The organism is Nocardia sp. NPDC049149 (assembly GCF_043197455.1).
In the GTDB taxonomy this organism is placed as follows: Bacteria; Actinomycetota; Actinomycetes; order Mycobacteriales; family Mycobacteriaceae; genus Nocardia.
In genome coordinates this window covers 224,569-239,403 of the sequence record NZ_JBICTD010000007.1, presented here as the reverse complement: position 1 = coordinate 239,403, position 14,835 = coordinate 224,569, and the positions used below count along the sequence as shown (strand labels likewise).

The 14,835-nt window shown below is 65.9% G+C and carries 14 protein-coding genes; 10 read left to right on the top strand and 4 right to left on the bottom strand.

The annotated features are described in order from the left end of the window. Positions 1–30: 30 nt before the first annotated feature. The 3 genes from ACGFNJ_RS28705 (at position 31) to ACGFNJ_RS28695 (ending at position 3,147) form a co-directional block, all read left to right on the top strand. Positions 31–516 carry an SMI1/KNR4 family protein gene (locus ACGFNJ_RS28705; RefSeq protein WP_393454746.1) on the top strand — a complete coding sequence of 162 codons (486 nt, stop codon included), beginning with the start codon at positions 31–33 and terminating at the stop codon, positions 514–516. A gap of 211 nt (positions 517–727) precedes the next feature. Next, positions 728–2,728 (top strand): GTP-binding protein, encoded by a 2,001-nt coding sequence (locus tag ACGFNJ_RS28700; protein WP_393454743.1) that lies wholly within the window; start codon positions 728–730, stop codon positions 2,726–2,728. Then, positions 2,725–3,147 (top strand): VOC family protein, encoded by a 423-nt coding sequence (locus ACGFNJ_RS28695; protein WP_393454740.1) that lies wholly within the window; start codon positions 2,725–2,727, stop codon positions 3,145–3,147. Before ACGFNJ_RS28700 ends, ACGFNJ_RS28695 begins: the two co-directional genes overlap by 4 nt. A 116-nt stretch (positions 3,148–3,263) precedes the next feature. Here the strand turns inward: ACGFNJ_RS28695 and ACGFNJ_RS28690 are convergent, their stop codons facing one another. From ACGFNJ_RS28690 to ACGFNJ_RS28675, 4 genes are all read right to left on the bottom strand, one after another. Further along, on the bottom strand, positions 3,264–4,154 hold the full coding sequence (locus ACGFNJ_RS28690) for a potassium-transporting ATPase subunit C (protein WP_393454737.1): 891 nt from the start codon (positions 4,152–4,154) through the stop codon (positions 3,264–3,266). Position 4,155: 1 nt separating this feature from the next. Continuing rightward, positions 4,156–6,216 (bottom strand): potassium-transporting ATPase subunit KdpB, encoded by a 2,061-nt coding sequence (gene kdpB, locus ACGFNJ_RS28685; protein WP_393455373.1) that lies wholly within the window; start codon positions 6,214–6,216, stop codon positions 4,156–4,158. 112 nt (positions 6,217–6,328) lie between these two features. Beyond that, positions 6,329–7,999: a potassium-transporting ATPase subunit KdpA gene (kdpA, locus tag ACGFNJ_RS28680; RefSeq protein WP_393454734.1), complete on the bottom strand. Its 1,671-nt coding sequence runs from the start codon at positions 7,997–7,999 to the stop codon at positions 6,329–6,331. Then, a complete protein-coding gene (locus tag ACGFNJ_RS28675) occupies positions 8,000–8,086 on the bottom strand; it encodes a potassium-transporting ATPase subunit F (protein WP_393455370.1) in 87 nt (28 codons plus the stop codon). 379 nt (positions 8,087–8,465) lie between these two features. Here ACGFNJ_RS28675 and ACGFNJ_RS28670 point away from each other — a divergent pair, with 379 nt between their 5' ends. The 7 genes from ACGFNJ_RS28670 (at position 8,466) to ACGFNJ_RS28640 (ending at position 14,814) form a co-directional block, all read left to right on the top strand. Further along, positions 8,466–8,630 (top strand): hypothetical protein, encoded by a 165-nt coding sequence (locus ACGFNJ_RS28670; protein WP_393454731.1) that lies wholly within the window; start codon positions 8,466–8,468, stop codon positions 8,628–8,630. Between the two features lie 114 nt (positions 8,631–8,744). Beyond that, positions 8,745–11,243: an ATP-binding protein gene (locus tag ACGFNJ_RS28665; RefSeq protein WP_393454728.1), complete on the top strand. Its 2,499-nt coding sequence runs from the start codon at positions 8,745–8,747 to the stop codon at positions 11,241–11,243. Between the two features lie 56 nt (positions 11,244–11,299). Further along, positions 11,300–12,007, top strand: coding sequence for a response regulator (locus tag ACGFNJ_RS28660; RefSeq protein WP_069161742.1), 708 nt, complete (start codon positions 11,300–11,302; stop codon positions 12,005–12,007). 124 nt (positions 12,008–12,131) lie between these two features. Further along, a complete protein-coding gene (locus ACGFNJ_RS28655; RefSeq protein WP_393454725.1) occupies positions 12,132–12,578 on the top strand; it encodes an OsmC family protein in 447 nt (148 codons plus the stop codon). A gap of 58 nt (positions 12,579–12,636) precedes the next feature. Then, the gene (locus ACGFNJ_RS28650) at positions 12,637–12,924 is read left to right on the top strand and encodes an acylphosphatase (protein ID WP_393454722.1); all 288 of its coding nucleotides are present in this window, start codon (positions 12,637–12,639) and stop codon (positions 12,922–12,924) included. A gap of 31 nt (positions 12,925–12,955) precedes the next feature. Further along, positions 12,956–13,648, top strand: a complete 693-nt coding sequence (locus tag ACGFNJ_RS28645) for a hypothetical protein (RefSeq protein WP_393454719.1) — start codon at positions 12,956–12,958, stop codon at positions 13,646–13,648. After that, positions 13,648–14,814 (top strand): glutathionylspermidine synthase family protein, encoded by a 1,167-nt coding sequence (locus ACGFNJ_RS28640; protein ID WP_393454716.1) that lies wholly within the window; start codon positions 13,648–13,650, stop codon positions 14,812–14,814. Before ACGFNJ_RS28645 ends, ACGFNJ_RS28640 begins: the two co-directional genes overlap by 1 nt. The last annotated feature ends 21 nt before the right edge of the window (positions 14,815–14,835 follow it).

Genomic DNA, 14,835 nt, shown 5'->3' with positions numbered 1-14,835 from the left:
AGCTGGGCCGCTGTTCGTATGATCTGCGGCGTGACTAGTGCTGAAGAGTTGATGGCGTCGTTCTGGGGTAGTTCCGACTACGGCGTCTTGGCTCCACTCACGGACGCGGCGGTCCAGGATGCGGAGGCGCAGTTGGGCGTTCGGCTGCCCGCCTCGTTGGTCCGGTTGCTTCGGATACAGAACGGAGGCACGGTCGCGAATCGGTGGAATGCGTTCCCGATGCCCGTGTCGACCTCTGGTCTCGACCACTATGTGTCGCTCGATCAACTCATGGGAATAGGCCCGTCAGGTGACGCGATCTCCATGCTGGACACGCCGTATCTGGTCGAGGAATGGGGTCTCCCGACACCGATCGTGCTGCTCAACGGTGACGGGCACTGGTGGGCCGGACTCGACTACCGGGATTGTGGTCCGCAGGGCGAACCTTCGGTGGCGTTCTTCGACGCCGACGAGGAAACCTCAGTACTCCTGGCTCCCGACTTCGAGACGTTTTTGGCGGGTCTGACCGCGAGGTAAGCGGTGCGGATGTTCTAGCTGTCGACGCCGCGGTCTGCGCTTGCTGGCGGGCGAGGCGTGCCGCGGTCGGAAATTCGATTGCGGTATTGCAGTGTGGTCTGGCAGCGTTCTCGTGTCGTCGATGCCGAGCAGCAGGAGAGTGCGATGCGCCGATTCTTCGAAACACCCCGGGTTCCCTACTGGACGGTGACTTTCGAGGACTTCGGCATCCATGCAGATCGAACACACACTCAATCTCGGCATTCTTGCCCACGTCGACGCTGGTAAGACCAGCCTGACCGAACGGCTTTTGTTCGACACCGGTGTCATCGACGCGCTCGGCAGCGTCGACGCCGGCACTACCCAAACCGATCACGGGACCATCGAGCGACAGCGGGGGATCACGGTCCGTTCCGCGGTCGTCTCGTTCGTGTACGGCGGAACTCAGGTCAATGTGCTTGATACGCCGGGGCATACGGATTTTGTCGCCGAGGTAGGTCGGGCGTTGGGTGTCCTCGATGCCGCCGTGCTGGTTGTGTCGGCGGTCGAGGGCGTGCAGGCGCACACGCGGGGCCTCGCCCGGATTCTGCGCGAGTTACGGCTTCCAACACTGTTTTTCGTCAACAAGGTCGATCGGGCCGGTGCCCGCTTCGAAAGTCTGCTCGTCGAGATCCGCCGGACGCTGACACCGCATGTTCTCGCGATGTCCACGGTCAGCGGCCTCGGGACCCGGGAGGCGCGAGTGGTGGCGGAGACTTTCGATGACAAGGAGTTTCGGCTCAGGACCGCTGAGGCGCTCGCCGAGGTCGACGACGGGATCCTGGGGCGGGTGGTAGATGGTCCTGATCTAACCGCAGCTGAGCTGAATGCTGCACTACGCCAACAAATTACGAGTGCCAAGCAGTACCCGGTGCTGTTCGGCTCGGCGCTGACCGGGGAGGGTATTCCCGCGCTCCTGGACGCGATCACCGGATTGTTCCCATCCCCGCCGGCAATCCTCGAAGCCGATCAAGCTGCGCAGGGAACCGTTTTCGCGATGGAACGCGCACCGAGCGGCGCCAAGACCGCCTACCTCCGCATGTTTTCCGGCACCGTCGCCGCACGCCAGCAGGTGACCATGCAACGCCGCGAGTACGACGGAACACTGCGCCGATACACCGCCCGAATTTCGTCGCTGCACCTCGTCGGCGGCACTGGCGACGGCCGTACCCTCACCGCCGGTGACATCGGCAGAATTATCGGACTTGCCGAGGTCCGAGTCGGTGACCGCCTTGCAGGCACCTCGGACAGCGGTGAAGTCTTCGCGCCGCCAACACTGCGGAGTGTGGTCCGCTCCCGCAATGATTCAGCGCTCGGTTTGCTTGCTGCATTGCGGCTGTTGGCCGAGCAGGACCCGCTGCTGCACCCGTGCGTCGAACCCGATGGGACGCTATCGATCCTGCTCTATGGCGAAATCCAGAAGCAGATCATCGCCACCACCCTCGCCGACGAGTTCGGCATCGAGGTCGAGTTCGACGTCAGCGAGCCCGTCTGCATCGAACAGGTCACCGGCACAGGCGAAGCCGGTGAATTGATGGGCCACCGCGGTGCCGGACCGAGCGGGTTCTGGGCAACCGTCGCACTGCGCGTCGAGCCCGCGCCCGCAGGATCGGGAGTCACATTCCGGTACGAAACGCACTACGGCTCTTTGCCTCGCGCATTCCATCAAGCCATCGAGGACACCGTCTACGCGACACTGCGCCGCGGGCCGCGCGGCCGCGCGATCACCGACTGCACCGTCACCCTCACTCGCACCGGGTTCGCGGGGCCGATCACCACTGCCGCGGATTTCCGTGGGCTGACCCCGATCGTGCTCAGTCGTGCCGTGCAATCAGCGGGGACCCGAATACTGGAGCCGCATGATGCTTTCGATGCCGAAATACCCACCGCGGCATTCGCACTCGTGATGTCCTTGCTCGCCACCCTCGCCGCGGACATCGAGCACACTGCACTCGGCTCTCGAAACTGGTTGATCCGAGGAACATTGCCGACGCGCCACGCGCGCACCGTGCAGGAACGTCTTCCGGACCTCACCGCAGGCGAAGGTACTTGGTGGACCAGACCGGCGGGCTACCGTCCGCTCCACCAATCCAACGGTGTCGGTTCGACGACCAGCGGTGCCGGTTCGACGACCACCAGCGCCGGTTCGACGACCAGCGGTGCCGCCACCGCGGAAAGTAGGATGATCACGTGACTATCGCTCGGTTGAGTTTGATCACGATAAACTGTGCGGATCAGGAGGAATTGGCGGGGTTTTGGGCCGCGCTACTCGGGGGTGAGATCGTCTATCGCGCTGAGAACATCGCGGTAGTGCACACCGAACGAGGCACGCTGTGTGCCGCACGGGTGGCGGACTACGAGCCGCCGACGTGGCCGGGTGGCGCTACGCCGCACCATATTCACTTCGAACTGGTCGTCGAGGATCTGGACGTCGCGCAGGTGGAGGCGGTGCGGTTGGGCGCCAGGGTGGCCGAGACACAGCCGCAGCCGGATAAATGGCGGGTGCTGCTGGATCCTGCGGGGCATCCGTTCTGCTTGACGATGCATCTTCCGTTGCTGCCCTTGGGAACTCGCGCAGAAGATGCCCAGAAGGCAGACGACACTCAGGAATAGGACGACACCCAGAGAGCCGGCGACACCCGCGCAAGCAGCAGCCACCCCGTAAGCAGAAGGCACCCAGAAATAGCACGAGGGCCGATGACACTGTCACCGGCCCTCGTTCAGTTTCATCAGCCGCGGAACGGATACCGCTGGTCGAGATCGAGATTCAACTCGACAACATTGACCCGGGGCTCACCGAGGAACCCCAACGTCCGACCGTCGGTGTGCGCAGCCACCAGCTGGCGGACCTGATCCTCGGTGATAGTGCGCGCCTTAGCGATTCGCGCAACCTGGATGTCGGCGTACCTGGGGGAAATGTGTGGATCCAACCCACTACCGCTGGCAGTGACAGCATCCGAAGGCACCGGAGTATCGACCGACGCATCGCCGAAGATCGGCACGATCCGCCCCATCGAGTAGTCCTCGCCGGGAGTCGCACACTGCACCTGCACACCCTTGTAATGACCGAGGAACGGCACCGCAGGGCACGCTTGGTTGACGCTCACCACCTGCGTCGGATGCGAAACCTGACCGTCGGCGTCGCGCGGCCCGATCACCGAGAGAACCGCCCCCACACCGTCTTCGGTGCAGAACGGGCGCGCGCCGTCGACCCCTTCACGGTCACCGACCTCTTTGCTCCGCGAGCACACGGTGGACAGCAGGCTGAGCTTCACGTTCGCCGGATCGGCGTCCAACGTGTCCACAATGCTTTCAGGACCGAGGTTGGACGCCGCCGTAGCGGTCGGGTCGTAGCCCGCTGACCCCGCGGCCGACGGACGGCTCTGGAAGTACTGCACCAACGCCTTCCCGTCGGCACTGGTGAACGACTGCCCGATCAGCCGGGAGCCGACAACGGTGTCACCGACCTTGACCAGCGACCCGTCCGCCTTGTCGTGCAGGCCGGGGATCTGTGCCACCGCGAAAACAGCGAGGGGGTAAAGGATTCCGGTGATCGCGGTGAGCACGAGCAGCGCGCGCAACGCCGCAAGGTGCTGCCGGATCCACGAGGAGATACGCATATCAGGACATCCCGGGGAGGAGTTGGACGACGAGGTCGATGAGCTTGATGCCGATGAACGGCGCGATGATGCCGCCGAGGCCGTAGATCGTCAGGTTGCGGCTCAACAACTTCGACGCGTTGCTCGGCGTGTAGTTCACGCCGCGCAGCGACAGCGGGATCAGCGCGACGATGATGATCGCGTTGAAGATGACCGCGGACAGGATCGCCGACTGCGGGCTCGCCAGCCGCATGATGTTGAGCTTGTCGAGGCCGGGGAACAGCGAGATGAACAGCGCGGGCAGGATCGCGAAGTACTTGGCGATGTCGTTGGCGATGGAGAAGGTGGTCAGCGCTCCTCGGGTGATGAGCAGCTGTTTGCCGATCTCGACGATCTCGATGAGCTTGGTCGGATCCGAATCGAGATCGACCATGTTGCCTGCTTCTTTGGCCGCCGAGGTGCCGGTGTTCATGGCGACGCCGACGTCGGCTTGGGCGAGCGCGGGTGCGTCGTTGGTGCCGTCACCGGTCATCGCGACCAGCCTGCCGCCGTCCTGTTCCTTCTTGATGAGCGCCAGCTTGTCTTCCGGCGTCGCTTCGGCGAGGAAGTCGTCGACGCCTGCCTCGTCGGCAATCGCCTTGGCGGTCAACGGATTGTCGCCGGTGATCATGACGGTGCGGATGCCCATCCTGCGCATCTCGTCGAAGCGCTCCCGCATGCCTTGCTTGACAACGTCTTTGAGGTGGATGACGCCGAGCAGCCGCGCGGTGCCGTCCGTGACCTCGCCGACGACCAGCGGGGTGCCGCCGGAGGCGGAGACACCGTCCACGGTGACGCCGACCTCGGTGGGCACCACGCCGCCCTGGGCGCGCACCCATTCGATGACCGCACTGGCCGCGCCCTTGCGCAGCTGGTGCCCGTCGGACAGGTCGACACCCGACATCCGGGTCTGCGCGGTGAATTCCACCCAGGTGGCGCCTTTCAGCTCGCCGGGTGTGCGCTCCCGCTTGTTGTATGCCTGCTTGGCGTAGACGACGATGGAGCGGCCTTCCGGCGTCTCGTCGGCGAGGCTGGACAGCTGCGCGGCGTCCGCCAGCTCGTCGGCCGAAATGCCGGGCATCGGTACGAAATCCGAGGCCTGCCGGTTGCCGAGAGTGATGGTGCCGGTCTTGTCGAGCAGCAGTGTGTTCACGTCGCCCGCTGCTTCGACCGCACGCCCGGACATGGCGAGCACGTTGCGCTGGACGAGCCGGTCCATGCCCGCGATGCCGATGGCGGACAGCAGTGCGCCGATGGTCGTCGGGATCAGGCACACCAGCAGCGAGACCATCACGATCCCGGTGATGCCGTAGTCGTCCAACGCCGAAGTGTTCGGCACGCCAGGGTTGTTCGCCTTCGAGAAGATCGCCAGCGGCTGCAGGGTGACCACCGCGAACACGAAGATGATGGTGAGCGAGGCGAGCAGGATGTTCAGCGCGATCTCATTGGGCGTCTTCTGCCTGCTCGCGCCTTCGACCAGGGCGATCATCTTGTCGATGAAGCTCTTGCCCGGTTCCTGGGTGATCCGGACGACGATCCGGTCCGACAGCACGGTGGTGCCACCGGTCACCGCCGAGCGGTCACCGCCGGATTCCCGGATCACCGGCGCGGATTCGCCGGTGATGGCCGACTCGTCCACGGAGGCAATGCCTTCCACGACATCGCCGTCGCCGGGAATGACCTGCCCTGCCTCGACCACGACGTGGTCGCCGCGCTGCAGTTCGGGGGCGGCGACGCCTTCCTCGATGATCCGAGCGCCAGGCGACCAGTTCACGAGCCGCCGGGCGACGGTGTCGGTCTTGGCTTTTCGCAGCGTGTCGGCCTGCGCCTTGCCGCGGCCTTCGGCGACGGCTTCGGCGAGGTTGGCGAAGATGACGGTGAGCCACAGCCAGACGACGATGGCCCAGGCGAAGAAGGTGGGGGCGGCGATCGCGAGGATCGTGGACCAGACGGCGCCGATCTCGACGATGAACATCACCGGGTTGCGCCACATGATGCGCGGATCGAGCTTGCGCACGGCGTCCGGCAGGGACGTCAGCAGCATCTTGGGATCGAGCGCGCCACGCGGAACCCGGCCGGAGTGCTGCTCCAGCTGCTTCTTCGACTCGTTGAATTCGTCGGGAACGGTGGTGACTTCAGTAGTAGGCGTGGTCATTTCAGTGGATTCCTTCAGCGAGCGGCCCGAGTGCGAGTGCGGGCAGGAAGGTGAGCGCGACCAGGATCACCGTGACACCGACGACCATGCCGACGAACTGCGGCCGGTGCGTCGGCAGGGTGCCGATCGACTCGGGGGTGGTGCCCTGCTTGGCCAGCGACCCGGCCAGCGCGAGCACGAAGATGATCGGCAAGAACCGGCCGAAGACCATGGCGAGGCCGAGCGCGGTGTTGTACCACTCGGTGTTGCCGGACAGGCCTGCGAACGCGGAGCCGTTGTTGTTGGCCGCGGAAGTGAAGGCGTACAGCACTTCCGATAGTCCGTGCGGCCCGGTGTTCAGCATGCTCGCGCGTTGCCCCGGCATGGCCATCGCAATCGCGGTGCCCACCAACACGATCAGTGGGCTGACCAGGAAATAGGATGCGGCGAGCTTGATTTCGCGCGGCGTGATCTTCTTGCCGAGGTATTCCGGTGTGCGCCCGACCATCAGGCCTGCCACGAACACGGTGATCACCGCGAGGATGAGCATGCCGTACAGACCCGAGCCGGTGCCGCCGGGTGCCACCTCGCCGAGCTGCATGTTGAACATCGTCATCATGCCGCCGAGGCTGGTGTAGGAGTCGTGGAACGAGTCGACCGCACCGGTCGAGGTGAGCGTGGTCGCGGACGCGAAGGTCGCGGAATCGGCTACGCCGAAACGAGTTTCGACACCTTCGAGCGACGCGCCGATCGCGGTCGGCACCGTGCCGTGGTGCGCGAGCTGAAAGACGTTCTGCAGCACCGTGCTGACCAGCGCGATGGTGCCCATGACCGCGACGATCGCGTAGCCCTGCTTCTTGCTGCCCACCATGCGCCCGAAGGTGCGCGGCAGCGAGAAGCTGATCACCAGGATCAGGAAGATCTCGATCCAGTTGGTCCAGGTGGTCGGGTTCTCGAACGGGTGCGACGAGTTGGCGTTGTAGAAGCCACCGCCGTTGGTGCCGAGCTCCTTGATGACCTCTTGGCTGGCCACCGGACCGCCGGTGATGGTCTGCTGGGTGCCGTTCAGCGTCTGCGCGACCTGGTCGTGCAGGTGGAAGTTCTGGATGACGCCACCCGCGACCAGCACGATGGCGAAGACGAACGCGATCGGCAGCAGGATCCGGATGGTACCCCTCACCAGGTCCACCCAGAAGTTGCCGAGATCGCCGGTGTGCCTGCGGGCGAAGCCGCGCACCAGCGCGATCGCCACCGCGATACCCACGGCCGAGGACACGAAGTTCTGTACCGCGAGCCCGGCCATCTGTACCAGATGCCCCTGGGTGGATTCACCGGAGTAGTTCTGCCAGTTCGTGTTCGTCACGAAGCTGACCGCGGTGTTCCAGGCCAGCGCCGGGGTCATCTCGGTCGCCGGGTCGTTCAGGTGCAGCGGCAGCTTGCCTTGCAGCAACTGGAAGAAGAAGAGGAACAGAATGCTGACGCCGGAGAAGGCGAGCACACTGCGGGCGTACACGCCCCAGGTCTGCTCGACCTCCGGTTGCACGCCGATGGCCTTGTAGATCACGCGCTCGGCACGCGAGTGTTTGGTCGCGCTGTAGACCCGGAACATGTAGTCGCCGAGCGGCACATGCACCAGGACGAGCGCGATGATCAGGGATGCGATGAAGACGATCCCCGCAGTTGTCGTGTTCACCTAGAACCTCTCGGGAAAAAGCAGCGCCGCAACCATGAAGACCGCGACGGCGATGGCAAGCACCAGGCCGATCAGGTTCGCGGTCACAGTTTTTCCACCCCCCGCTGGATCAGGCCCAGCAGCGCGAAGATCGCCACGGTGAGCACCGTGAAAATCACGACAGACATGAATCAACAACCTCCATCAGCACTCCACTCGCGGAGCGCACCAGGGCGAGTTAATCGTCCGATTTGGGCCGAGCCGAGGTCCCTTACGACTCCTTTGCGCGTCCGACCATTGCCTTTGCGCTTCGTTTACACCCCTGGCTCGGGTAGCTGAAAGGATGCCGTCAAAGAGTGCGGGTAGACCGTCAACACACCGTAAAGATCCGGCTGATCTTCATATATGGGGGTAGTAGTTGAGGGCCGGCCAGGCGGACGACTCCAGCGCAACCGGTTGTTTTGGCGTGTATGGAGAGAGGAACGCAATGTCGGCTGTCACCGTCGCCCTTCTCGTGGGTTTCGTGTGCTGTGCGCTGATCCTGCGGGCGTTGAGCGAGCATCGTCGTGCACAGGACGGGTCGAGCGTGGTCATGGAAGTGGACCAGGCTCCCGAGTGGCGTGCCGCCGAAGCGGGGCGCCTGGATGCCTGAGGTTCGGGCGCAGCACGTCGGTACGGCCTTGTGTGGAGGGCAGGAGGCCGAGCCGACGCAGCACGTAAGCGCGGCGTACCTGGCTCTCGGGTCACGACGCGCAATGATGGACGCGTGAAGCGCGGTCAACTACGCATATACCTCGGCGCCGCGCCGGGAGTCGGCAAGACCTTCGCCATGCTCGGCGAGGCACACCGGCGCCTGGAGCGCGGCCGTGATGTGGTGGCTGCAGTAGTGGAAACGCACGGTCGGGAGAAGACGGCGGCGCTGCTGGAGGGGATCGAGCGGATCCCGCCGAAGCAGGTCGAGTATCGCGGCACCATGCTGCCGGAACTCGATCTGGAGGCGGTGCTGCGCCGTGCCCCCGCGGTGGCCCTGGTCGATGAACTGGCGCACACCAACATTCCCGGTAGCAAGCACGAAAAGCGTTGGCAGGACGTCGAAGAGCTGCTCGACGCGGGCATCGATGTGGTCTCGACGGTGAACGTGCAGCACCTCGAGAGCCTCAACGATGTGGTCGAGCAGATCACCGGCATCCAGCAGAAGGAGACCGTTCCGGACGCGGTGGTGCGCGGCGCCGATCAGGTCGAGCTCGTCGATATCACCCCGGAAGCGTTGCGCCGCAGGCTGTCCCACGGCAACGTGTACGCGGCCGACAAGGTCGACGCCGCGCTGCGCAACTACTTCCGTCCCGGAAACCTCACCGCATTGCGGGAATTGGCGTTGCTGTGGCTGGCCGATCAGGTCGACGCGGCGCTGGCGAAGTATCGGGCCGACCATCGGATCACCGAGCTGTGGGAAGCTCGCGAGCGCGTGGTGGTCGCGGTGACCGGTGGCCCGGAATCGGAGACCGTTGTCCGCCGCGCCAGCCGCATCGCGACCAAGGCGAGCGCCGAACTCGTTCTCGTGCATGTTGTTCGGGGCGACGGGCTGGCCGGTGTCTCCACCGAACGACTCAACCGGCTGCGCGAACTCGCAGGCAGCCTCGATGCCTCGCTGCACACGATCACCGGCGACAACGTGCCCACCGCGCTGCTGGAATTCGCGCGTGAGGTGAACGCCACTCAGCTGGTGCTCGGCACCTCCCGGCGTTCGCGCTGGGCGCGCATGTTCGACGAGGGCATCGGCGCGACGGTGGTGCAACAGTCGGGCAAGATCGACGTGCACATGGTCACGCACGAGGAAGCCCATCGTGGTGCGCGGCGGTCGCTGATGCCGCGGCAGCCGATCCGTGCTTGGCTCGCGGCGGTATTGGTGCCGATGGCGGTGTGCGGGATCAGCGCGGCGTTCTTGGACGGCTACCTGCAACTCGGTGGCCTCAGCGCGGTGTTCTTCATCGGCGTCGTCGCGGTCGCGTTGCTGGGTGGCGTTGTCCCTGCGGCCTTTTCGGCGCTGCTGTCGGGTCTGCTGCTGAACTGGTTCTTCGCCGACCCGCGCTACAGCCTCACCATCGCCGAGCCGGACAGCTTCGTCACGGTGGTGGTGCTGCTGTTCGTCGCGCTCGCGGTGGCGGCGCTGGTGGATGTGGCCGCGAAGCAAACTCGCCAGGCACGGCGGGCCTCGCAGCAGGCCGAGCTGTTGACCATGTTCGCAGGCGCGGTGTTGCACGGCGCGGATCTACCGAATCTGCTGGAGCAGGTCCGCGAGACCTACGGATTGCGCGCGGTCAGCATGCTCTGCGGCAACGAGGTGATCGCCGCGGTCGGCATCGATCCGCCGCAGCGCGGGGCGGATGCCGAAACCGCGATCGAGGCGGGCGACGCGTCGAGTTGGCTGTTGCTGGCCGGACGGCCGTTGGACGCGGGTGACCGGCCGGTGCTCAACGCGGTCGCCAACCAGGCCGCCGGACTCGTGCGCCAATCCCGGCTCGCTGAAGAGGCCAGCGCTGCGGCCGCACTGCTCGAGGCGGACCGGCTGCGCCGCGCACTGCTGTCCGCGGTGAGCCACGACCTGCGCACCCCGCTGGCCGGCGCCAAGGCCGCGGTGTCCAGCCTGCGCAGCGACGAGATCGAGTTCTCCGTCGAGGACACCGCCGAATTGCTGGAGACCATCGAGGAATCGGTGGATCAGCTGACCGCGCTCGTCGGCAACCTGCTCGACTCCTCCCGTCTTGCCGTCGGCGTGGTGAAACCGCAGCTGCGGCGGGTGTACATGGACGAGGTGGTGCACCGGGCGCTGGTCAGCGTCGGCATGGGCGCGCGTGGCCTGCGGCGTGCCGCCATGGATCGGGTGAAGGTCGAGGTCGGCGACGTCTCGGTGCGGGCGGACAGCGGGCTGCTGGAACGGGTGGTCGCCAACCTGATCGACAACGCATTGCGGCACGCCACCCGCGACACGCCGGTCCGGGTCACCGCTGAACGCGAAGGTGACCGCGTATCAATCGCAGTGGTGGATATCGGTCCCGGTGTGCCGCCGGGGTCGGAGGAGCAACTGTTCGAGCCGTTCCAGCGGCTCGGCGACCGCGACAACACCACCGGCGTCGGGCTCGGCCTGTCGGTGGTGCGCGGATTCGTCGAGGCAATGGGCGGCACCGTGCACGCCGAACCGACTCCGGGTGGAGGATTGACGATGATCGTGGACCTGCCTGCCGACGAAACCGAAGCGAGCAGCTGATGATGAGTACATCGACAGCGGGAGCACCGCAGCCCCGGACCACACAGGAAGCCGTGATGACCGACAAGAAGCAGGATGCCCCGGCGATCAAGGTGCTGGTGGTCGACGACGAACCGCAGATCGTGCGTGCGCTGCGGATCAACCTGTCGGTCCGCGGCTACGAGGTGATCACCGCGGGCACCGGCGGCGCCGCGCTGCGTGCCGCGGCCGACAAGCATCCCGACGTGGTGATCCTCGACCTCGGCCTGCCAGATATCGACGGGATCGAGGTGCTGGCCGGCCTGCGCGGCTGGACGTCGGCGCCGGTGATCGTGCTGTCGGCGCGCACGGATTCGGCGGACAAGGTCGAGGCGCTCGACGCGGGCGCCGACGACTACGTCACCAAGCCGTTCGGGATGGACGAACTGCTCGCTCGGCTGCGCGCCGCGGTCCGACGCGGCGCTTCCGACGCCGACGCGTCCGACCCGGTGGTGGTGACCTCGTCGTTCACCGTCGATCTCGCCGCCAAGAAGGTGACCAAGAACGACGAGACGGTGCATCTCACGCCCACCGAGTGGGGCATGCTCGAGATGCTGGTGCGCAACCGCGGCAAACTGGTCGGGCGCAAGGAGTTGCTGCGCGAGGTGTGGGGGCCGTCGTATGCGACCGAAACCCATTACCTGCGTGTGTATCTGGCGCAGCTGCGGCGGAAGTTGGAGGACGATCCTTCGCATCCCAAGCATCTGCTGACCGAGGCGGGCATGGGGTACCGGTTCCAGGAGTAAGGCGGACCGCGGTTGGACGCGCGTCCATTAGTGGTGAGGATCGCGTCGTGGAACGGAATGTGCGGAGGCCTTCGTCACGTTGGCAGGCGTGAGTTCAACGCGACGAGAATGGCAGGATTTACCCATGGCTGAACAGACCTCCCCTCCCGCAACATCCCCACCGACCGAGCTCTGGGTCGAGCGCACCGGGACGCGGGCGTACACCGGCCGCAGCTCGCGCGGCGCCGAGGTGCTGATCGCCTCTCAGGGAGTGCCCGGCGCTTTCACCCCGGGCGAACTGTTGAAGATCGCGCTGGCAGGCTGCTCCGGGTTGAGCGCCGACTTCTCGCTGGCACGCAAGCTCGGCGACTCCTTCGACGCGACCATCCGGGTCTCCGGCGACGCGGACCGGGAGAACGAGGTGTACCCGCAGCTCGACGAGCGGTTCGAGCTCGACCTCAGCGAACTGGACGAAGAGGCGCGGGAGCGGTTGCTCGTCACCGTGCAGCGCGCCATCGACAAGGCCTGCACCGTCGGCCGGACGCTGCAGGCGGGCACGAAGGTGACGTTGTCGTTCGACGTGGAGGCGTGAGGCGCGCGACGCGCCGGAGTCGACCGGCGGTGGACCTCCCGCATGTCACAGTGTCCTGATGGGTGAATCGACCGATGTGATCCGTTTGAGTGCGTGGGTGCACGGCCGCGTTCAGGGTGTGGGATTTCGCTGGTGGACGCGGTCGCGTGCGTTGGAGCTCGCGCTGACCGGGCACGCGACCAACGCGCGCGACGGCAGGGTGCACGTTGTCGCGGAGGGGCCGATGGACGACTGCGCACGGTTGCTCGAATTGCTGCGTTCCGGTGATACTCCTGGTCGGGTGACCCTTGTTGTGGAAAGCTGGGAGCCCGCGCGCGGCGAAATGACCGGATTCGAGGAGCGGTAATGGTGGGTCGGGATACGGCGAGGACTCAACATTGAGCACGAACAATCCTGGTGACGAGCATTCCGGGACCGAACCGACGCCCGAGCCGATGCCGCCCGCGTCGGCGGGCGCCCCCGAAAACACGCCAGGCACACCGACTCCCGGCCCTCCGCCGTTTCCCACCGAGCCCGCGTCCCGCCAGGGCAGCATGCAGCGCCAGGAAGCAGGCGTCACCCAGCCGCGCCCTCCGACGGTCGCCGAGGCGCGCGCCAGGGACAAAGCGCGCAAGCGGGCCGCAGAAGCGCAGCGCGCCGCCGTCGCGGCGGGCGAGGCCAAGAAGCGCACCCGCAAGCGAGTGATGATCGGCGGTGTCGCGATCGTCGGCGTCGCCGGGCTGGTCGGCGGCGGTTACCTCGCCTATCGCGCGCTCACCGCGCCGGATCAGGTCACCGCGTCCTGTGTGAAGGTCGAGAACGGCCAAGAGCTCGTGGTCGACGACAACTATTGCGGCACAGGGCGTCCCGGTTTCGTCGACGACAGCAGCTACGGTCACGGCAGCCCAGGACTGATCTTCCTCGGCGGCGGACCGCAGTACCGCTACTACTACGGCGGCACGCCGACCATCGGCAAGCCGCCGACTGGCGGCACCACGGTGAAACCCAAGAGCGCCGATATCAAAACCAAAAGCGGCACCACCGTGCAGCGCGGCGGACTCGGCAGCAAGAGCACCGGGAGCGGGTCGTAATGCGGCGGGTGCGCAGCACGCCGCGACCGGACTGGCAGGCGATCACCGAAGGACAAGGCCTGGTCTACGGTTCTCCGGGGCGCGACGCCAGCGGACAACCGCGGCCGTACTGGGACGAGTCGGTGCACTACGAGTTCGAGATGTCGGAGATCCTCGCGCTGGAAGCCGATGTCGAGCTGCTGCATTCGATGTGCCTGAACGCGGTCGAGCAGATCGTGCTCACCGAACGGTTCAAGGATTTCGGGCTGCCCGAATGGACGTGGGCGCCGATCACCGAATCCTGGCGGCGCAGCGACCCACACGTGTACGGGCGATTCGACCTGCGCTACGACGCGCGCAGGCCCGCGAAACTGCTGGAGTACAACGCCGATACGCCGACATCGCTGCTCGAGGCCGCGATCGTGCAGTGGCACTGGCTGACCGCGCAGTACCCCGGCGGCGACCAGTGGAACTCGGTGCACGAGAAGCTGGTCGAGCGCTGGACCGAGCTGCGCGACACGCTGCCGACCGCGCAGCTGCACTTCACCTGGTCCGGCGCCGACGGCAGCGGCGAAGACAACGTCACCACCGCCTACATGCAGGAGACCGCCGCCGAGGCCGGATTCGACACCATTGCGCTGCCGATCGAAGAAGTCGGATTCGACACGGAGCTGGAGCGATTCGTCGATTTGGCGGAGGCGCCGATCGAAGCGATCTTCAAGCTCTACCCGTGGGAGTGGGCGCTCGACGACGACTTCGGCAAGCGCGTCGTCGAAAGCCTGCCGCAGACCATGTGGATCGAACCGCTTTGGAAGACGCTGCTCAGCAACAAGGCGATCCTCGCGGTGCTGTGGGAGATGTATCCGGGGCATCCGAACTTGTTGCCCGCCTACCTCGATCAACCCAACGAGCTCACCGAGTACATCCGCAAGCCCAAGCTCGGTCGCGAAGGCGCCAACATGACCATCGTCGGCGCAGGCCTGGAGACCGCCACCGGCGGTGTCTACGGCGAAGAAGGGTACGTCTACCAATTGCTGGACCCGCTACCGGAATTCGACGATATGCGTCCCGTGCTCGGGGCGTGGATCGTCGGCGACACCGCGGCGGGCCTAGGCATCAGAGAGACCGCCGGACTCATCACCGACGACGGCTCCGCGTTCGTCCCGCACCGCATCGTCACCTCGTAACCCCAAGCCACCCAATCCCTT